The organism is Ruegeria sp. YKSD179 (assembly GCF_059612885.1).
On sequence record NZ_JBXWRL010000018.1, the window covers coordinates 38,716 to 58,857 of the forward strand.

The 20,142-nt window shown below is 53.4% G+C and carries 19 protein-coding genes and 1 riboswitch; of the genes, 4 read left to right on the top strand and 15 right to left on the bottom strand.

The features are described from left to right. Positions 1-183 precede the first annotated feature (183 nt). From mutT to AC2FNE_RS11450, 3 genes are read right to left on the bottom strand one after another with little or no spacing between them, the layout of a single operon-like run. On the bottom strand, positions 184-582 hold the full coding sequence (mutT, locus tag AC2FNE_RS11440) for an 8-oxo-dGTP diphosphatase MutT (RefSeq protein WP_170480869.1): 399 nt from the start codon (positions 580-582) through the stop codon (positions 184-186). After that, positions 579-1,805, bottom strand: a complete 1,227-nt coding sequence (gene argJ / locus AC2FNE_RS11445; RefSeq protein ID WP_170606425.1) for a bifunctional glutamate N-acetyltransferase/amino-acid acetyltransferase ArgJ — start codon at positions 1,803-1,805, stop codon at positions 579-581. The genes mutT and argJ overlap by 4 nt, the downstream gene beginning before the upstream one ends. A 7-nt stretch (positions 1,806-1,812) precedes the next feature. Beyond that, positions 1,813-2,661 carry a peptidylprolyl isomerase gene (locus AC2FNE_RS11450; RefSeq protein WP_170606427.1) on the bottom strand — a complete coding sequence of 283 codons (849 nt, stop codon included), beginning with the start codon at positions 2,659-2,661 and terminating at the stop codon, positions 1,813-1,815. Between the two features lie 176 nt (positions 2,662-2,837). Between AC2FNE_RS11450 and secA the strand changes: the two genes are divergently transcribed. The 3 genes from secA to AC2FNE_RS11465 all read left to right on the top strand — a co-directional run bounded on the left by secA (position 2,838) and on the right by AC2FNE_RS11465 (position 8,157). Continuing rightward, on the top strand, positions 2,838-5,555 hold the full coding sequence (gene secA / locus AC2FNE_RS11455) for a preprotein translocase subunit SecA (RefSeq protein WP_170606429.1): 2,718 nt from the start codon (positions 2,838-2,840) through the stop codon (positions 5,553-5,555). Between the two features lie 100 nt (positions 5,556-5,655). Then, the gene (locus AC2FNE_RS11460; RefSeq protein WP_170606431.1) at positions 5,656-6,576 is read left to right on the top strand and encodes a hypothetical protein; all 921 of its coding nucleotides are present in this window, start codon (positions 5,656-5,658) and stop codon (positions 6,574-6,576) included. A gap of 24 nt (positions 6,577-6,600) precedes the next feature. Next, the gene (locus tag AC2FNE_RS11465) at positions 6,601-8,157 is read left to right on the top strand and encodes a phosphate ABC transporter substrate-binding/OmpA family protein (RefSeq protein ID WP_496805415.1); all 1,557 of its coding nucleotides are present in this window, start codon (positions 6,601-6,603) and stop codon (positions 8,155-8,157) included. Between the two features lie 3 nt (positions 8,158-8,160). Here AC2FNE_RS11465 and radC read toward each other — a convergent pair whose 3' ends face one another. The 11 genes from radC to dnaK form a co-directional block, all read right to left on the bottom strand. Further along, complete coding sequence (radC, locus tag AC2FNE_RS11470; RefSeq protein ID WP_170606435.1) at positions 8,161-8,916, bottom strand: RadC family protein; 756 nt, start codon at positions 8,914-8,916, stop codon at positions 8,161-8,163. Positions 8,917-8,951: 35 nt separating this feature from the next. Beyond that, positions 8,952-9,686, bottom strand: a complete 735-nt coding sequence (locus AC2FNE_RS11475) for an ABC transporter permease (RefSeq protein WP_496773645.1) — start codon at positions 9,684-9,686, stop codon at positions 8,952-8,954. Further along, on the bottom strand, positions 9,683-10,411 hold the full coding sequence (locus AC2FNE_RS11480; protein WP_496805416.1) for an ABC transporter ATP-binding protein: 729 nt from the start codon (positions 10,409-10,411) through the stop codon (positions 9,683-9,685). Before AC2FNE_RS11480 ends, AC2FNE_RS11475 begins: the two co-directional genes overlap by 4 nt. Positions 10,412-10,680: 269 nt before the next feature. Next, positions 10,681-11,646 (bottom strand): HesA/MoeB/ThiF family protein, encoded by a 966-nt coding sequence (locus AC2FNE_RS11485; RefSeq protein WP_496805417.1) that lies wholly within the window; start codon positions 11,644-11,646, stop codon positions 10,681-10,683. Continuing rightward, positions 11,643-12,239, bottom strand: coding sequence for a thiamine phosphate synthase (locus tag AC2FNE_RS11490; protein ID WP_496805418.1), 597 nt, complete (start codon positions 12,237-12,239; stop codon positions 11,643-11,645). Before AC2FNE_RS11490 ends, AC2FNE_RS11485 begins: the two co-directional genes overlap by 4 nt. Beyond that, a complete protein-coding gene (locus tag AC2FNE_RS11495; protein WP_496805419.1) occupies positions 12,236-13,000 on the bottom strand; it encodes a thiazole synthase in 765 nt (254 codons plus the stop codon). The genes AC2FNE_RS11490 and AC2FNE_RS11495 overlap by 4 nt, the downstream gene beginning before the upstream one ends. Positions 13,001-13,002: 2 nt before the next feature. Then, on the bottom strand, positions 13,003-13,197 hold the full coding sequence (gene thiS, locus AC2FNE_RS11500) for a sulfur carrier protein ThiS (RefSeq protein WP_496805420.1): 195 nt from the start codon (positions 13,195-13,197) through the stop codon (positions 13,003-13,005). After that, positions 13,181-14,158 carry an FAD-dependent oxidoreductase gene (locus AC2FNE_RS11505; RefSeq protein ID WP_496805421.1) on the bottom strand — a complete coding sequence of 326 codons (978 nt, stop codon included), beginning with the start codon at positions 14,156-14,158 and terminating at the stop codon, positions 13,181-13,183. Before AC2FNE_RS11505 ends, thiS begins: the two co-directional genes overlap by 17 nt. Further along, positions 14,155-14,958, bottom strand: coding sequence for a bifunctional hydroxymethylpyrimidine kinase/phosphomethylpyrimidine kinase (thiD, locus tag AC2FNE_RS11510; protein ID WP_170606439.1), 804 nt, complete (start codon positions 14,956-14,958; stop codon positions 14,155-14,157). The genes AC2FNE_RS11505 and thiD overlap by 4 nt, the downstream gene beginning before the upstream one ends. Positions 14,959-15,000: 42 nt before the next feature. Next, a riboswitch (TPP riboswitch) is annotated at positions 15,001-15,107 on the bottom strand. A 206-nt stretch (positions 15,108-15,313) separates the two neighbouring features. Continuing rightward, complete coding sequence (gene dnaJ, locus AC2FNE_RS11515) at positions 15,314-16,462, bottom strand: molecular chaperone DnaJ (protein WP_496805422.1); 1,149 nt, start codon at positions 16,460-16,462, stop codon at positions 15,314-15,316. 74 nt (positions 16,463-16,536) lie between these two features. Beyond that, a complete protein-coding gene (gene dnaK / locus AC2FNE_RS11520) occupies positions 16,537-18,444 on the bottom strand; it encodes a molecular chaperone DnaK (RefSeq protein ID WP_170480933.1) in 1,908 nt (635 codons plus the stop codon). Positions 18,445-18,658: 214 nt separating this feature from the next. Between dnaK and AC2FNE_RS11525 the strand changes: the two genes are divergently transcribed. Beyond that, positions 18,659-19,261: an alpha-ketoglutarate-dependent dioxygenase AlkB family protein gene (locus AC2FNE_RS11525; RefSeq protein WP_496805423.1), complete on the top strand. Its 603-nt coding sequence runs from the start codon at positions 18,659-18,661 to the stop codon at positions 19,259-19,261. On the opposite strand, the gene AC2FNE_RS11530 is transcribed toward AC2FNE_RS11525, so the two are convergent. Continuing rightward, a complete protein-coding gene (locus tag AC2FNE_RS11530) occupies positions 19,258-19,887 on the bottom strand; it encodes an ABC transporter permease (RefSeq protein ID WP_367648154.1) in 630 nt (209 codons plus the stop codon). The two genes, AC2FNE_RS11525 and AC2FNE_RS11530, sit on opposite strands and share 4 nt — an antisense overlap. Between the last annotated feature and the right edge of the window lie 255 nt (positions 19,888-20,142).

Here is a 20,142-nt window from a genome sequence, read left to right on the forward strand (position 1 = left end):
CCCCTCCCAGGGTCGGAAATGGCGGGTCCGGACCATACCCCGGCCACCTGCGTTCCGATTAGGAACACAAGAACGATCAGCGTCAACTTTTTCCTGATGTTTTCTCAATTCTTACGAATTGTAACAGGGTGCCCGTTGTGTTGTTATGCGCCGAACTGAAGCCGACTCTAAGTTGCCCCGAATTTACAACCAATCCCGCAAAATCGGAATCAATGGCACGTCTGCTGCAGGCATCGGATAATTGCGTAAATCTTGCGCACGGACCCATTTCAGTGCCTGACCTTCCTTGGACTGCGGTATACCTTCCCATTTGCGGCAGGCAAAGAGTGGCATCAGCAGATGGAAGTCATCATAACTGTGGCTGGCAAAAGTGAGCGGCGCCAGGCACGAGGCCCAAGTATCGATGCCAAGTTCCTCGTGCAATTCGCGGATCAGCGCGGATTCCGGCGTTTCGCCATGTTCGATCTTGCCTCCGGGAAATTCCCACAAGCCAGCCATGGATTTACCTTCGGGGCGCTGCGCCAACAACACCCTTCCTTCGATATCAATCAGGGCAACTGCAGAGACTAATATGGTCTTCACGAGCGATAATCCGCGTTTATCTCGATGTAGCCGTGGGTCAGGTCACAGGTCCAAACAGTGGATGCTCCATCGCCTAGCCCAAGATCGACGGCAATAACCAGGTCCTGACCTTTCATATAATCTGCGGCGTCTTCCTCACGGTAACCCGGGCTGACCCAGCCGTTTTCAGCCACCAGAATATCACCAAAGGAAATACTCAACTTGTCGCGGTCTGCTGCCGCTCCTGATTTTCCGATCGCCATTACAACACGGCCCCAATTCGGGTCTTCGCCTGCTATTGCAGTTTTCACAAGCGGTGAGTTGGCAATTGCCGATCCGTGGACCTTGGCATCGCCGTCCGAAACGGCTCCTGTAACGCGGACCTCCACGAACTTCGTTGCACCTTCTCCGTCGCGGACGACTTGCTGAGCCAAGTCCAGCATTACGGTTTCCAGCGCTTGGGCAAATTCCGCGCTCCCGGTTACGTCCACGCCGGAAGCGCCGGTTGCACACAGCAGTAACGTGTCAGATGTCGACGTGTCACTATCGACGGTTATACAGTTAAAAGTTCGATCTGTTTGAGTGCTCAACAGGCTTTGCAACTCTGATTGTTTCACCACCGCATCCGTGAATATGTATACCAGCATCGTCGCCATATCTGGCGCGATCATTCCCGACCCCTTGGCTATCCCTGCAATAGAGACTGTTTTTCCACCGATTTCGACCTTTGTACTGGCCCCCTTGGGAAATGTGTCGGTGGTCATAATTGCCCGGGCGGCATCTTCAATCGCGTGGCGACTGAGCCGAGATTTAAGCGCTTCAAGCTGTGAGACAATTCTATCGTGGGGTAATGGCTCGCCAATGACGCCTGTCGACGATGTGAATACCCTTTCAATTGGCACGCCGGTGGCTTTGGCGACGGCCTGTGTCAACTCCGTCACCGAAGTCTGACCGTATTGACCCGTAAACGCGTTTGCGTTGCCTGAGTTCACAAGAATTGCTGCCGGCTTATCGTTAGCGCCGCCAATTTTTTCCTGACAGTCGAGAACTGGTGCTGCACGGGTTGCTGAACGCGTAAAAACTCCGGCAATCGAAGTGCCGGGGTCCAAAACTGCCAACATGACGTCTGTGCGACCCCGGTAGCGTACTCCAGCCTCAACCGTGGCAAATCGCACGCCATCGATCGATGGCAATTCTGGAAAGCCCGCTGGAGCCAGCGGGGAAACTTTGGTGATCGCGGCCACGTTTGGTCTACTCCTGAATTAGGTCCAACTGACGGATAATTTCCGGACCGGCGCCCTCAATTTCAGGGCGTTCGATTTTGGACTGTTCGGTCAATTCGTCCAACCGAGCCTGGATAGCGTCCTGCCGAATGGTTTGAGCCAATTCTTCACGAATAGCGTCGAATTCCGGTGCCTTTGATTTGCGCCGGTCATTCAGAATCACAAGGTGCCAGCCAAATTGGGTTTGCACCGGTTCCGAAACTTGACCCTTTTCCAGTTCGACGACCGCAGATTCAAACTCAGGAACCATCTGTCCTTTGCCGAACCAACCAAGTGCACCGCCATTCGGACCAGAGGGGCCCGTGGACTTCTCTTTTGCCATTTCCGCAAAGTCTGCTCCATCTTCGAGCTGAGCCTTTATTGCCTTGGCCTCATCTTCGGTTTCTACAAGGATATGGCTTGCGTCAAACTCGTCGTCGCCTTCAAAATCTGCGAACCGCGCATCATAAGCGGCCTGAATTGCCTCTTCGGTGACTTCTGTTTCGGTGATGGCATTCACGGTTTGCACAGCAAGCAGTGATCGCGACTCGTTTTCCAACGTCAGGGCATTTCTTTGGGTCAGGTTCTCTTGCTGCTGGCTTAGAAGTTGCTGCTGAACCAACTGCTCGAGAATAAAGTCGTATAAAACCTCATCCTCCAACTGCTGGTACTGCTGCGGCAGGTTTGCAGTCGTTGCAATGACGTGACCCAATGTGATCTCGTCACCATTGACGCGGGCCACAACTGTTTTCGCATCTGGCTTGGTTTCAGCGACAAGCGGCAGCGCCATCACGGCAGCAAATGCCAACGATGGCAAAAAAGTGAGGCCTTTGGGCATGGAATCATCCTATTTTCTTGCCACGACAGGGCGCGGCGTTGACACTCTGGAACCTGCCGCTTACATCGCTTTGAAGCCTTGGACAGGGCCGCCTTTCACCCCCCGTATCTATGGGTTGCGCGCAAGGTGGGCAAGCCTGTCGCAACCAAGACAAGATTTGATCCGCTGGAGTGAACATGCTGGGACTCGGAACGCTCGCCAAAAAGGTGTTCGGAACACCGAACGACCGCAAGATCAAGGCGACCCGCCCCCTGATCGAAAAGATCAACGCGATGGAGCCAGAGTTTGAAAAACTGTCGGATGAAGGCCTGAAGGAAAAAACCGAAGAATTGCGTAAGCGCGCGCTGGGCGGCGAAAGCCTGGATGACCTAATGCCAGAGGCGTTCGCAAATGTGCGGGAGGGTGCGAAGCGAGCTTTGGGCCTGCGTGCATTTGATGTGCAGTTGATGGGCGGCGCCTTTCTGCACCAAGGCAACATATCCGAGATGAAAACAGGTGAAGGCAAGACTTTGGTCGCTACTTTCCCTGCTTATCTGAACGCGTTGACGGGTAAAGGTGTTCACGTTGTTACGGTAAACGAATACTTGGCCAAACGAGATGCCGAGTGGATGGGCAACGTATTCAATGCCGTGGGCATGACAACTGGTGTAATTTGGTCCGGCCAACCCGACGACGAGAAGATGGCTGCTTATAATTGCGACGTCACCTATGCCACCAACAACGAACTGGGATTTGACTACCTTCGCGACAATATGAAGGCGGACCTGAACCAAGTTTACCAAAAGCACCACAACTTCGCGATCGTGGACGAAGTTGATTCGATCCTGATCGACGAGGCGCGAACACCTCTTATTATCTCAGGCCCCTCACAGGATCGCTCGGACTTGTACACTGCAATCGATGCCGTGATCCCGACCCTGAACGAAGAACACTTTACACTGGACGAAAAGACCAGAAACGTGACGTTCACGGACGAAGGCAACGAATTTCTCGAGCAACAGCTGATTGCTGCAGGTCTGCTTCCCGAAGGTCACTCGCTCTACGATCCAGAAAGCACGACTGTAGTGCACCATGTCAATCAGGGACTGCGTGCGCACAAACTGTTCGTGCGAGATAAGGACTACATCGTTCGGGATGGTAATGTCGTTTTGATTGATGAGTTCACTGGGCGCATGATGCCAGGGCGACGTCTGTCGGAAGGTTTGCACCAAGCCATCGAAGCCAAGGAAGGTGTTCAAATTCAACCTGAAAACGTGACCCTTGCAAGCGTGACGTTCCAAAATTACTTCCGCCTTTATGAAAAACTAAGCGGCATGACCGGGACCGCTTTGACCGAAGCTGAAGAGTTTGCCGAGATTTACGGTCTTGGCGTCGTTGAAGTACCCACGAATAAGCCAATCGCACGCGAGGATCGCGACGACCAAGTCTATCGCACCGCTGCGGAAAAATACGACGCTATGATCCAGCAAACCAAAAAGGCCGCCGACAAAGGCCAACCGGTTCTATTGGGTACGACATCCATCGAAAAGTCAGAACTGCTCAGCCAGCTGTTGACCAAAGAAGGTATCGAGCACAACGTCCTGAATGCTCGTCAACACGAGAAAGAAGCGCAAATCGTGGCAGACGCTGGCCGTTTGGGTGCGGTTACCATCGCCACGAATATGGCCGGTCGAGGTACAGATATTCAACTAGGCGGAAATGTCGAGTTGAAGGTTTTGCAGGCCTTGGCTGAAAATCCCGAAGCTGATCCGGCCGAGCTGCGCGCTGCCGAAGAAGCGCGGCATGCTGAAGAAAAAGAAAAAGTACTGGAGGCCGGGGGTCTGTACGTCATGGCCTCAGAGCGTCATGAAAGTCGCCGCATCGACAACCAGCTGCGTGGCCGGTCCGGCCGGCAGGGCGATCCGGGTCGCACTGTTTTCTACCTGAGCCTCGAAGACGATCTGATGCGCATCTTTGGCTCGGAAAGACTGGACAAGGTGTTGACCACGTTGGGAATGAAAGAAGGTGAGGCGATTATCCACCCGTGGGTAAACAAGTCACTGGAACGCGCTCAGTCCAAGGTCGAAGGGCGAAACTTCGACATGCGCAAAAACGTCCTCAAGTTCGACGATGTCATGAACGATCAGCGCAAGGTAATATTTAGCCAAAGGCGCGAGATTATGTCCTCGGACGACCTGTCAGATATTGTTTCGGACATGCGCGAGCAGGTGATCGAAGACCTGATCGACGAATTTATGCCGCCAAAAACATATGCTGACCAATGGGATGTAGACGGTCTGTACGAAGCCGTTAAAGAAAAGCTGACCATCGATGCTCCGGTTCAGGACTGGGCAGCCGAAGAAGGCGTGGACGACGAAGAAATACGCGAGCGTTTGGTCAAGGCAGCCGACGAAATGATGGCTCAGAAGGCAGTCGCCTTTGGTCCGGAAAACATGCGAAACATCGAAAAGCAGGTTCTGTTGCAGACAATTGACACCAAATGGCGAGAGCATCTGCTGACGTTGGAGCACCTGCGTTCGGTTGTTGCGTTCCGCGGCTACGCCCAGCGTGATCCGCTGAATGAGTACAAGAATGAGAGCTTCCAGCTTTTCGAGGGCATGCTTGACGGCCTGCGCGAAACCGTCACACAGCAATTGTCGCGTGTTCGCCCTCTGACCGAAGAAGAACAGAAGGAAATGCTAGCGCAGATGGCAGCGCAACAGGCTCAGGCACAACAGGCGGTGGATCAGGCGACAAATCGAGCCGAAGCAGTAGCAGAGGCCGAAGCTTCGGGTGATGCTTTGCCGGGATTTGTTGAAGACGATCCATCAACTTGGGGCAATCCGTCGCGTAACGACAAATGCCCCTGCGGATCTGGAAAAAAGTTTAAGCACTGCCATGGTCGCCTGACTTAAACCGGCCCAATTCCGGACACAATGACTCCGCCGCGCGGCCACATATAAGCCGTGATTGTTAAAGAGAGTCAGAGTCGCTCCGGTTATTGGGGATGGTGAATTGTTTGTTGTAAGAAACTACGTGACCATGGGTGGCACTGTGGCATGCGCCCTGGCGATTGGTTATCTGATGCAGAATGGTTCTGCAGGACGGGCCGACCAAGTCGAAGCTGTTGGTGAACTAACGGAATCTGATCAAGCTTCGGTGCTGGCCGGACTTGAAAGAATTACTTTAACGTCTTCTCCGACGCCGTCTCATAGTCCAACTTTGGCGTTCGGGCCTCAAAGGGGCTTGCAGCGTGCGCAACCTGTCCCACAAACGAATTGTTCCCTGAATGCTCGAGCGACGGCAGCACCTGACGCCTCAGCACGTTTGACGTTAAAAGCTCCGTGCCATCAGAACGAGCAAGTCCAGATCCTTCACAGCGGCCTTACTTTTACTGCGTCTACCGATGCTAACGGCACACTGAAACTGACTGTTCCAGCTCTCTCTGAATATGCGATTTTCCTGATCTCTTTTGGGGATGACAAAGGTACAGTGGCAACGACGCATGTTCCCGATATTGAGGCATTTGAACGCGTGGCTTTGCAGTGGCAAGGCGAGACCGAACTACAACTACACGCGCTGGAGTTTGGCGCAAGTTATGGGGACGACGGCCACGTTTGGGCAAGTTCGGAATCCAATGGTACGGGTTCGGTAATTCATTTGGGTCAACCTGAAAATTCAGGGACGCGCCAGGCCCAGATTTATTCTTACCCCAACGGACCCGAAACGCCGACAGGCGAAATAGCACTGAGTCTGGAAGCAGAAGTAACCGAATCCAATTGCGGTAGCGCGTTGAACGTGCAGACGCTGGAGCTTCGGGGCGACCGGCGCCTGCGATCCCGAGACCTAACAGTGACACTGCCTGACTGTTCAACTTCAGAGGACTTTCTGGTGTTGAATAATCTACTTCAAGACCTGACAATCGCCGCAAAGTAAGGGCAGTCAGGTCAACGGGCAAAAATGGCAATTTTTCGTGCGGCGATTATTGCGCTGACCGGCGTATTCGCCGCAACCAGCACACTCGCTCAGGACATCACTTTGACTTCGCATGACGGCAAGGTCGAAGTAGTCGGAACTCTTTTAGGTTACGACGGTGACTTCTATCGATTGGAAACCCAGTTTGGCGAACTGACGATCGATGGCTCTGGCGTGACCTGTGATGGCCCAGCGTGTCCAAATTTGATCGACTACGTAGCTGAAATTCGGTTCTCCGGTTCATCCGTAATGGCAGAAGCACTTTTGCCAGCATTGTTAAAGGGCTTTGCACAACGAGAAAACCTGACCGTCAGCCGCCAAGAAGTAGACGGTCGGGAAACTCTTTATAGTCTGTTTCAATCCGATCGCAAGGCGGCGTTGGCCAAATTTTTTATCCGCTCAACAGATACAGGCGGCGGATTTGAAGACCTCGTCAACAACAAGGCAGATGTTGTTCTTGCTCAGCGAGAGGTTCGACAATCTGAGATGGATGCGGCCAAGGTAGCTGGCCTGGGTGATCTTTCCCATCCAGTACGGTCACGCGTTTTGGCGCTGGACGCCATTGTGCCAATGGTTTCCTCAGACAATCCCGTGCAAAATATTTCGCTATCAGATCTGGTGCGCGTTTTTGCTGGCGATATTGCGAACTGGTCAGAGTTAGGGGGGCCAGACGCTCCGATTTCTTTGCACTTACCTCCAAATGGTTCGGGACTTGCACAAGCCGTTGACGATCAGTTGCTATTCCCGTCAAAAACAACACTTTCCGATGATGTCATTAGGCACACTCAAATTCGTAAGTTGACCCAAACCGTCGTCAATGACCCATTTTCTATCGCGATCGGCAGTCTTGCGGAAATCGGGGATGCACGCGCCCTGGCACTGTCAGGAGGATGCGGGCATGAAATTACCGCCACACGAAAATCGGTGAAGACCGAAGATTACCCACTGACCGCGCCTATGTTCTTGTATCTTCCGCAATATCGCCTGCCTCGAATTGCCCGACAGTTTTTAGCTTATACGCAAACTCCTGCGGCCCAAGTCGTGATCCGCAAAGCAGGGCTGGTCGATCAGGAACCAGAAACAATACGCATAGGGCTGCAGGGCGATCGCCTTGCAAATTCGATTGCTTCTGGCGGAGCCGAAGTTGGTCTTGATGAACTGCAACGCATGATTGAAGTCTTACGCCCAATGTCCAGGCTGACTCTTTCATTTCGATTTGAGACCGGATCCTCGCGCCCGGATGCTCAATCCCGATCTAACATATTACAACTGGCGCAGGCTCTTGAGGGAGGCGTGTTCGATGCACGCAAACTGACTTTTGTTGGTTTCAGCGACGGCGAGGGACCAGCTTCTTCGAATGCACAAATAGCGAAACTCAGGGCAAATACCGTTAGAAATGCTGTTCTGGCTGCGGTTGAAACAGCAATTCCAGACAGTACCGAACTAACCACCGTAGGGTTCGGCGAAGCAATGCCTATGGCCTGTGACGACACCGAATGGGGGAAAAAGATCAATCGCAGGGTCGAAATCTGGATCCAATAGACCTTACAAATATCCTTTGGCCCGAAAACTCAGCTCAGTCGATTTTCCGATTATCAAATGATCATGCAGTGTAAGACCTAGCGCCAAGCATGCGTCCTGAATTCGGTTTGTCATTTCGATATCAGATTGCGACGGCGTCGGATCACCTGACGGATGGTTATGAACCAGAATCAATGCTGAGGCGTTTAGCTCGAGCGCGCGTTTGGCAACCTCGCGCGGATAAACCGGTACGTGGTCAACTGTGCCCTTTGCTTGTTCCTCATCAGCGATCAGGACATTTTTTCGGTCCAAAAAGAAGACGCGAAATTGTTCTGTCTCTCGATGGGCCATCGTTGTGTGGCAATAGTCTAGCAAGGCGTCCCATCCGGAAATCACATGCCTCTGAATAACGCGCGCGCGCGCCATTCGATGCGCGCAAGCCTCGAGTATTTTCAGGTCGGTGATCACCGTGTCGCCTACGCCTTTCACCTTTCGCAACCGTTCTACTGGTGCCGTTAAAACACGGTTGAAGTCACCGAAAGTGTCCATCAAAACCCGCGCCAACGGCTTAACGTCCTGCCGTGGAATCGAACGGAACAGTACAAGTTCCAGCAATTCATAGTCCGGCATAGCCGCCGAACCGCCTGACATGAACCGTTCGCGCAGCCTTTTGCGGTGATCCTTGATGTAAGATGGCAACTTACCAGAAGGCAGCGGCTGTACCGGGGCTTCGTCAATTTCAAATAGCGTCGGTGCTTCAGCAAAGGCGTCCTGTGTCATGTTTGAAATTTGCGGCAGAATCAGTTTCTGAAAGGTTAACGGCTTTCGCCTATCAGTCGAGCCGTCGCGTGGTGAGCGATCAAATGCAAGGTGATCGAAAATACACCAAGTGTAAGCATCGCTGCGAACATCAGGTCGGTCTTGGCGCGACCGTTTGCAAGCAGCATCAGATAGCCCAAACCCTGTGCCGACCCAACCCATTCGCCAATAACTGCCCCAATCGGGGCATAAATTGCCGCCAGACGCAGCCCCGTGGCCAGCGAAGGTAAAGCTGCAGGAATTCGGATGTGCCAAAGCACCGCCTTGGGGCCAATTTGCATAACGCGAGCCAGATCAAGGTAACCGGACGGAGTCCTCATTAACCCGTCGAAGAATGACGAAGTAATTGGAAAGTAAATGATAAGAACCGCCATCGCCACTTTGGACCAAAGTCCGTAACCCAGCCAAAGGGTCAGCAGAGGGGCAAGAACAAAAACCGGCAGAGATTGACTAAAGACCAGTACGGGCTGAACCAACATCCGGGCAATACGCGAACTGGCAAGTTGAAGCGCGGTGGCGACGCCAAGGGCGGTACCGCAGAACAGAGCGACAACAACCTCGACCGCTGTTACCCATGCGTGCTCGGCGATCAGCCAGCGGTTCTGCCACCAAGTATCGGCGACCCGTACCGGACCCGGCAAGATAAAATTGGGCAGCCCAGTCAGTTCTACAAGGGCCTGCCAAACCGCAAGCCCGAATAGAACGGCGAAAAACCCGGAAAGATATTTCAAGCCGCATCCTTCCGTAGCGGGCGCAGCAATGCTCCTTGAACTTCCAGCGTTGAAAGATCATCAACGTTGCGCGGCGGCAATGTGTTCGGTGGCTGAAACCGTATAAGACGTTGTTCCGTCATGACCGTGATCGACTGTCCAAGCCGGGAAGCCTCGCCAGGGTCATGAGTTACAAGCAACACTGTGCGGCCCTGCAGGGCCTCGCTCGCCAAGTCCTGCATATCTGCGCGGGTGCGTGCATCAAGTGCTGAAAATGGTTCGTCCAATAAAACGAAGGGGCAGTCCTCCATCAAAGTGCGGGCTAGGGCAACACGTTGACGTTGACCACCAGACAAAGCACCGGGTTTTTTGTTCCGGTGGTCTTGTAGACCCATCCGCTTGATCAGGTGATCCTGACGGTCAGAATCTGGTTTTTCACCCCGCAAGCGAGCGCCTATGGACACGTTTTGAGTCACAGTCGCCCAAGGTAGCAGCAGGTCATTCTGGGCCATGTAGGCGACTCGACCAGAAATTGGCTGCTCATCGCCTGCTGTGATTTGTCCGGAAAATTTCGCTTTGGTTGCAAGTCCAGCGATCAGACGCAGAACGGTGGTCTTGCCCACTCCTGACGCTCCCAGAAGGCAATTCCATTGCCCGGCAGCCAGAGTCAGATTCAAGGTACCGAACAAAGGAGCACCACGGATTTTCGCCGCACCACTGATTGTCAGAGAAGGCGCCTTCGTCACAGCTTTGCGTCCAAATGGTATTTGCGTGTGCGCGGCTTCAATGCATTTCCTGTTGGCAAGTTTGCCGATATCGGAATAACCAACAACCCCACACACGTTGTTAAATTGGGCGTTGGAATGGGCCAAACTCTGAAAAACACACCTATGGAACGCAAAACCGTCGCGAAAAATTTCGAAAACGATACACGGCGACGATTTTGCTTGCTCATTTAATTGCTCGTGTTCGGTCATTTGTGATTTTGGTTGTCATTTCCAGTATTGCCCTTTGCTCACAAAGCCGAAGCTGCGGCCAGAACGATCTCAGCTGACCAAATTGATTGAACCGACTCTGCAGCACGCCAAGCACGCAGACCCGTCGCGCAGCACAAAACCAGTCTTCGGCCTTGTTTAGGGGCTAATTTCTGAAGCTCACCGACAGTGATTCGTGCTGCGGACGGATGAATCGGCACTGGTGCCTCAAGTGTGTCGCGCAATTCGATAATTTGATCGCGCTCGGACATTTGATTGGCTGAGACAAATGAGAAATACCGCTCAGGTTCAGGCGCATCGTCAAAACGAAATACTGTGCTGCGGCCGGTCCGGGCATCAAACTGTACTAACTGTCCCAACGGCGAAGGGTCAAAACTAAGAAGTTTATTCAGAGCCATTTGCGCCTGCATGGCCCCAATCATGCTTACGACCTGACCCAACACACCCACTGTCGCGCAGCTCGCCGAGGTATCAGGAGCATCTGGGAAAAGCGCTCGCAGAGACGGAGAGCCACCACAAAACCCGCCAACGTAACCGGACAGACCAAGGGCCGAGGCACTGATAAGCGGCTTTTTTAGCGTAAAACACACATCAGACAGCGTGTAACTGGCAGCGTAGCTGTCCGCACAATCCAAAACAACATCGGAGTCAGCAACCAATTCTGGCGCAATGTACGGTGTTAGAGCCTGTTCCAGAACGTTGGTTGTGATTTCGCTGTTTATCGCACGGCATCGTTCTGCCGCGACTTGTGCCTTGGGTCGCCCGCAATCGGTTTCGCTGAACAACGTTTGGCGATGCAAGTTCGATAGTGCCACAACATCGCCATCAACGATTGTCAGATGTCCTAATCCGGCCCCTGCGAGCAGTTGCAAGACTGGCGCGGCCAACCCGCCAGCACCCACAATCAAAACACGGGCTTCGGACAAACATTTTTGTCCATGCGCGCCCACTTCCGGCAGTATTGTTTGACGCTGGTACCGGTTCACCTAGTCGCCTCAATCCATTGGATTAAACGTGACTCAGGATTCGAGTTCAGCGTTATGTCTGTCACCGCCGAAACAACATCCGCACCGGCGGCCAAGACCCCTGGCGCGCGTTCGACGCTCATGCCGCCTATCCCAACCAATGGGATACTGCCAACTCGTAACTTCCATTCTGTTACACGCTGCAGACCTTGTTGGCGCCACTTCATCTTCTTGAGAACCGTCGGATAAATCGGACCAAATGCCACATAGTCGGGGTTTATTGCCAAAGCTCTTTCAAGCTCTAGGTCGTCATGGGTCGATAGGCCGAGTTTTAAGCCGGCCTTCTTGATCGCCGCAAGATCGGCCCCGTCCAAATCCTGCTGTCCAAGATGAATCCAATCGCACCCCGCATCGATCGCTTCTTGCCAGTAGTCGTTAATCACCAGAACAGCGCCTTGGCTCTGGCAAAGTTCGCGTAAAATCGCGATTTCTTCGCGGACCTTGCTTTTTGGCTGGTTCTTGATGCGAAGCTGAACAAGCTTTACCCCGAAAGGCAGCATTCTACGCAACCAATCCGAGTTATCGAATATCGGGTAAAACCGAGCCAAATTCATGTTAAAAAGGCCTTCCCGATAACCGGCGTGGACGGTTCTGCCATGTCGCTAGCTTCAATGGGATCAGCCCGATGGGCTTTCGTCCCCGCCTCAATTGCCTGCGCCATAGCTCGTGCCATTTCCACTGGATCACCCGCATGGGCTACTGCGGTGTTCATCAGCACAGCATCAAAGCCCAGTTCCATCGCATGAGCCGCATGGCTAGGCAAGCCTATCCCCGCGTCTATCACCATTGGGACATCCGGAAATTCTGCACGCATGGCCCGTAAAGCATATTCATTGTTCAGCCCAAGGCCTGATCCAATTGGCGCGCCCCAGGGCATCAATATTTCGCAGCCTGCATCCAAAAGCTTTTCGCCAACAATCAGATCCTCCGTTGTGTAGGGAAAGACTTGAAACCCATCGGCGGCCAATATGCGTGCGGCTTCGACCAGCTGAAAAACATCTGGCTGCAGACTATCTGCATGACCAATGACTTCCAGCTTGATCCAGTTGGTATCAAAAACTTCTCGCGCCATGTGTGCTGTAGTCACGGCCTCTTTAACCGTGTGACATCCAGCTGTATTGGGCAGGATCAGCACGCCCAGGTCCTGGATCATCCGCCAGAAAGTTTCCCCGGCACCTGACTCACGACGCAGAGACACCGTCGCAACACTCGCCTTGCTGGCACGAAACGCCTGCGCAAGGACTGCCGGGCTTGGGTATTGAGCCGTACCCAGCATCATTCGGCTGGGCAACTGCGTCCCGTAAAAAGGTTTCACAATTAGCCTCCCTGCATCGGCGAAAGAACTTCGACGCGATCCCCGTCCCTTAGCTGATGACCCGCGCGCATGACTGATGACACAAATTCTTCGTTTACCGCGGTGGCGACGCGACTGTTTAGCCCGCGCTCCACCAGAACTTCCGCGAGATTCATTGCCTGAACTTCACAAAGCTCACCATTAAGAACTATCTTCATCGACCATCTCCGAGTGTTTATCTTCCAACGCCAAGTCGGCCACGCCTTGCGCCAAAGCAGGGGCAAGTAAGTACCCGTGACGATAGAGGCCGTTGGCGTAAATTGTGCGTCCTCGACGCCTGATACGCGGCAGGTTGTCCGGAAACGCAGGGCGTAAGTCGACACCAACTTCCAGAACTTCTGCCTCACCAAAGGCGGGGTTCAGGGAATAAGCAGCGCTCAGCAATTCCAGCATTGACCGGGCGGTAATGCGACCACGATCCTCAGCCTCAATCATGGTCGCACCCAGCATGTAGACGCCGTCGCCACGCGGCACGACATAAAGAGGTATTCGCGGATGCAACAGTCGCACAGGTCGAGACAATCGTACGTCGGGACAACGGATGATAAGCATTTCACCCTTGACCCCCCGCAAATCTTTAAGAACGTCCCGAGCACTCAACCCCCGGCAGTCAATCGTGTTTCCAAGGTTGCTTGGTGCAGTTTGACGACTGATTTTCACGCCTTGGTTGATTAAGTAGTTATGCAGATCACGCAGGGCCCTTCTGGGATCCAAATGGGCTTCTTCTGCAAAAAACAGTCCATCGTCAAAACCAGTCAGGTCAGGCTCTAACTTTAGCAATTGGACATCCTTTATCTTGCAGAAACCCCCGGTTCGCCGCCCGAACCTCTTTAGGTCCGGAGCGTCGCGCTTGTTCGCAACGACTAAAGTTCCGTTTTCTGTAATTTCGGTTCTGTTTGCCCACCAAGCGATCGCTTTTCGGCCCAGCCTCAGAACCGGTTCTTCCGCCTTTTCGGATTCGCACCAAGGTGCCAACATGCCACCTGCCCACCACGAACAACTTTGCTTTCCGGGCAATCCTTTGGTGTCATAGACGGTCACCGACTCACCCCTGGCAGACAGCTCGCTCGCCACAGTCAAGCCCGCCACTCCGGCACCAATTACCGACCACTTGCTCACGTCGCCCAAACCTTATGGAAGTGATGAACTGGACCGTGGCCAGAACCGATTTTCAAATCGTCCGCATGCGCGATCGCGCCCTGCAAGTAGGCATGTGCAGTTGCGGTGGCCAGCTTCAAATCAAGCCCACTTGCCAACCCTGCAGCAACGGAAGATGACAGGGTACATCCCGTACCATGAGTATTCTTCGTCTTCCTTCGTCGGGCCTTGAATTCACCAACTATACCTTTGCAGTCAATCAATAGATCGTGGCAAGTTTCCCCGATTGCGTGGCCGCCCTTCATCAGGACTGCACCCGCGCCGAACTCGCACAAAGCCAACCCCTGTTCTGCCATTTCCTTCGGTGATTCCGCCAAAGGGGCATCGAGCAATAGGGCGGCCTCGGGCAAGTTGGGTGTCAAAACCGTTGCGCGCGGCAACAGTGTTTCGCGTAGCGTCCGAACTGCATCTTGCCGCAACAGAACATCTCCGGACTTTGCTATCATGACTGGATCAAGTACCAGTGGACCTTCGTAACCCTGAAGGCCAATCGCCACGGTCTGGATTATCTCGCGCGTTGCAAGCATTCCCACCTTGATCGCGCCGACATCAAGATCGGACAGAACTGCTTCGATTTGTGCTGCAATTACGTCCTGCGGGATACCGTGAACAGCCTTGACGGTCTGTGTGTTTTGAGCGGTTACCGCAGTGATTACGCTGGCGCCAAAAACGCCAAGCGCGGACATGGCTTTTAGGTCCGCCTGAATGCCCGCGCCCCCGCCGCTGTCGGATCCAGCTATTGCCAAAGCTACGTACGCCATGCCTTTGCTCCAATAAAAGGCAAAGCGAACATAGAAAACGTCTGTGCATAATAGACCGTTCCCTACGCCGGTATTGCCCGGATCAGGTTCGATGGGTTGACGCAGCAACGCCTCTCAGCCCTCCAATCAGGGCACCCCAACGGTTGGAGGGACATTCTCAGGTGGTGAGTCTGAGTTCAAGCGCAAATACGAAATTCTATCGTCAAATTTGGAAAAAATAGAGTAAATGAACTTGATTCAATTCACAGATAGCGCCAACCACCACAGAGACAGTGAGACCAGATCAAAACTAGTTGTCCCCATTGATCTGGTCCAAAAATATGAGAAGTGTCGGCAAAGCCGAGTCAAGTTGGACTCAGCCTTTCATTCCGTCCCAGAATGACTTTACAGACGAAAAGAAGTTTTTAGATTCCGGGTGATTGTCTTCGCCCAAATCTTCAAACTCTTTCAGAATTTCCTTTTGGCGGCTTGTCAGGTTGACCGGAGTTTCCACCGCTAACTCGATGAACATATCGCCAACGCCGCCGCCGCGCAGGGCCGGCATGCCCTTTCCGCGCAGGCGCATCTGGCGACCAGATTGGCTGCCTGCTGGTATCTGAACGCGCCCACGCCCACCGTCGATGGTCGGAACTTCGATCGAGCCGCCCAGCGCCGCCTTAGCCATGCTGACCGGAACACGGCAATAGAGATTCACGCTGTCGCGTTCGAAAAGTTTATGATCAGAGACCTCGACAAATATATACAAGTCACCCGGAGGTCCGCCGCGCATTCCAGCCTCGCCCTCGCCTGCAAGACGAATGCGTGTACCTGTTTCAACACCTGCGGGAATGTTGACCGACAACGCGCGTTCTTTTTCGACGCGACCAGCACCTTGGCACGACTTACACGGGTTCTTAATGATCTGGCCCAGCCCCGAACAGGTTGGACACGTACGCTCCACCGTAAAGAAACCCTGTTGCGCCCGGACTTTTCCCATGCCAGAGCACGTCGGGCAGGTCGTGGGCTCAACGCCACCCTCCGCGCCGGTACCTTCACAAGACGAACAGGCAACTGCCGTCGGCACGTTTATGGTCTTCTGCAAACCGCCAAAGGCTTCCTCAAGGGTTACCCGAAGGTTATACCGTAGGTCCGAACCCCGCGCGGCACGACGACCGCCGCCGCCCCTTTGACCGCCCATGAAGTCGCCGAACAGATCATCAAACACGTCCGAAAACGCGCTTGAAAAATCTCCCTGACCGCCGAACCCACCGCCGGGGCGGCCTCCGCCTCCCATACCGTTTTCAAACGCGGCATGACCGAAACGGTCGTAGGCTGCCTTTTTGTCGGCATCGCGCAGAATATCATAGGCCTCGTTAGCCTCTTTAAACTGCGCTTCTGCGTCGGGGTTGTCCTTGTTGCGGTCCGGGTGAAGTTCCTTGGCTTTTCTACGAAAGCCCTTTTTGATCTCATCCGCCGAAGCGCCCTTGGACACACCGAGCACTTCGTAATAGTCGCGTTTTGACATCAGCATGTCCTTCTGCCTCAACGTAATCGGGCCGGCCCGGCAACCGGACCGGCCCGAATTGGCCCGGCTTTCCGTTAGTTACGCTTGTCGTCGTCCAGATCTTCGAACTCGGCATCGACGATGTCATCTTCGCCCGGAGCAGCGTCCGCAGCCGCCGGTTCATCATCAGCCTCTTCGGACTGAGCCTTATAGATAGCTTCGCCGAGCTTCATAGCAGCTTCGGTGACGTTTTGGATGCCCGACTTGATCTTGTCGGCATTTTCGGTTTCCAACTCATCCTTCAGTGCAGCGATTGCCAGTTCAATGGCTTCGATCGTGGTCGGGTCGACTTTGTCGGAATGCTCTTCCATTGACTTCTCAGTCGAGTGGATGAGGCTTTCCGCCTGGTTTTTGGCGTCTACCAGTTCACGGCGTTCCTTGTCAGCTTCGGCATTCTCTTCGGCGTCCTTGACCATCTTTTCGATATCTTCATCGGACAATCCGCCAGAGGCCTGGATGGTGATCTTTTGTTCCTTGCCGGTACCTTTGTCCTTGGCTGAAACCGAAACAATACCGTTGGCGTCGATGTCAAAGGTAACTTCGATCTGAGGCATGCCTCGCGGTGCGGGCGGGATGTCTTCCAGGTTGAACTGACCCAATATTTTGTTGTCAGTCGCCATTTCACGTTCACCTTGGAACACTCGGATCGTTACAGCGTTTTGGTTGTCTTCGGCCGTAGAAAAGACCTGGGACTTTTTCGTTGGGATCGTCGTGTTACGGTCAATGAGCCGGGTGAACACACCACCAAGCGTTTCGATGCCCAGCGACAGCGGAGTAACGTCCAGCAGAACCACGTCTTTGACATCGCCCTGCAGAACACCGGCCTGAATTGCGGCGCCCATGGCAACCACTTCGTCCGGATTCACGCCTTTGTGGGGTTCTTTACCGAAGAATTTGGTAACCTCTTCAATCACTTTCGGCATACGGGTCATGCCGCCGACAAGAACAACTTCGTCCACATCGCCTGCAGACAGACCAGCGTCTTTCAGAGCGGCCTGACAGGGTTTCATCGACTTTTTGATCAGGTCAGAAACCAAGGATTCCAGCTTTGCACGGGTCAACTTCATAACCATGTGCAGCGGCTGACCGTTCGAACCCATCGAAATAAATGGCTGGTTGATTTCGGTCTGCGAGGTTGACGAAAGTTCGATTTTGGCTTTTTCAGCAGCCTCTTTCAGACGCTGCAGTGCCATCTTGTCGGCGGACAGATCGACACCGTGTTCCTTTTTGAACTCATCCGCCAGGTAGTTGACGATGCGCATGTCAAAGTCTTCGCCACCCAGGAAGGTGTCACCATTGGTCGATTTGACCTCGAACAGGCCGTCGTCGATTTCCAGAATGGTCACGTCAAAAGTACCACCGCCAAGGTCGTAAACCGCAATGGTTTGAGTTTCTTCTTTGTCCAGACCATAGGCAAGTGCAGCCGCTGTCGGTTCGTTGATGATCCGCAGAACTTCAAGACCGGCAATTTTACCAGCATCTTTTGTAGCCTGACGTTGAGCATCGTTGAAGTATGCCGGAACGGTGATTACGGCTTGTGTGACCTCCTCACCCAAATAGCTTTCGGCGGTTTCCTTCATTTTACCCAGAGTGAAGGCCGAAATCTGGCTTGGGGAGTATTTTTCGCCGCGGGCTTCGACCCACGCGTCGCCGTTGCCACCATCGACGATGGCATACGGGACCATCTTCTTATCTTTTTCTACTTCTGCATCATCCACACGACGTCCGATCAGGCGCTTTACGCCAAAGATCGTATTGTCGGGGTTGGTGACCGCCTGTCGCTTTGCAGGCTGACCGACCAGTCGCTCATCTTCGGTAAACGCGACGATCGAGGGCGTGGTCCGCGCCCCTTCGGCATTTTCGATGACCTTCGGCTGCGAGCCGTCCATGATGGCAACACACGAGTTCGTGGTTCCGAGGTCGATCCCGATTACTTTTCCCATTTTTGCAATCCCTTTCTCTTCAAGGCGATGTCCCGAGGCCGGGACCCGTTATGGCATCCCTGCCCCGATCTGATTTGCGCTACGGCACTACACCTTAGCGCGTCCCGGCGTATATAAGGGCGTGACCAGAGGCCTGCAAGCGTTCAGAAACGTGGGAATCACGGATTCTGGTGCCTTTTGGGAAAAGGAATTGTTAAGGAATGAGGATTCCGCGATGACAAGGCTGCTTTTGCGTGGTTTCGACATTCGAAAGAACTATTTGGGTGCCTCCGCTCAAACTGAATTGGTTCAGGTTCTGCGCCCGGTTCTGAAATCCGCACCTTTATTTCATCCGACAACTCCTTCTGGCAAGAAAATGTCGGTGCGCATGACGTCGGCGGGGAATCTGGGGTGGGTCTCGGACAAACGCGGCTATAGGTACCAGGATACCCACCCCAATGGCGTGGTTTGGCCCGCGATTCCAAACCAAATCGCCTCTATCTGGCATGATGTAACAGGCGTGGCCCGTTTGCCCGAATGCTGCCTGATCAACTATTATGGCGACGGTACACGCATGGGCATGCATCAAGACAAAGATGAGGCGGATTTTTCATGGCCCGTTGTCTCAATTTCCTTGGGCGATGATGCATTGTTCCGCATTGGCAATACCACCAGGGGAGGCAAAACCGAGTCGATCTGGTTGGGTTCAGGTGATGTGGTCATTATGGGAGGCCCCGCTCGGCTTGCCTATCACGGAGTTGACCGCATCCGGTTTGGTTCGTCTCGATTGCTGCCGAAAGGTGGGCGCATAAACCTAACGTTGCGTGTGGCGACCTAACGCCGCGCGCTCCAGCTTTTCGACACATGCTTTCGCGTGTAAAATTCAGCCATTAAACCGATCATGGTCAGAACAATCCCGACCCAAAGCGCATATTCCCAACTGGTGTTACGCGGAAAGTAATTTCGAAAAATGAAGCCGCGGCACTGATCAATTATGTGGAACAAGGGGTTCCAGGCAAACATGGTCAACATGAAACCGCCCAGCGCATTGGCAATGAACATTTTGCCTGAAAAAATCATGTTCAAGCGCCGATAAGCCAAACTCAATATTGCGGCCAGACGCGGAAACCAGGGCTGTATAGCTAGAAAAACCAAGCCCACCGCACAACCCGTAAACCACGACAAAACCAGCATGGCAAACGCTCCGCCAGGGTCTTGAACCTCCAGCGGGGCGACGGCAACGCTGTATCCAAACAAGATCACAAGGATCGAAACGAGCTGGGTGTAAAAAATCCCAAAGGCCGACGCCATCAGCATAACAATCCGGTTCATCGGGGAATGCAGCATCATCGGACTGTTGCCGGAACCAGCGCTGGCAATCGCTCCAACGGATTTAATATGCGTCAGAAAGACGAAGACGCCAGAAAGAAGGAAAAGTATGAATTCCCCGCGTATCTTGGCCACTCGTGTTCCTAATAATGACAAAAGAAAATAGAACGCCGTAACAATGAGAAGGACTTGAATAATATTAACAATAATCGCGACAACCGCGTTTGAGTGCTGAGATCGAATGTTACGAACGACGGCGTGAAAGACCAATTCGGCAGTCGTGAATGCTCCGCCCACCAAAGTCTGATTTCTACTGTACTGAAACACGCGAATACTCTTCCCTGCTACTTCGCCATCAATTTGGCACGAAATTCTTGCCGTTCCGTATTC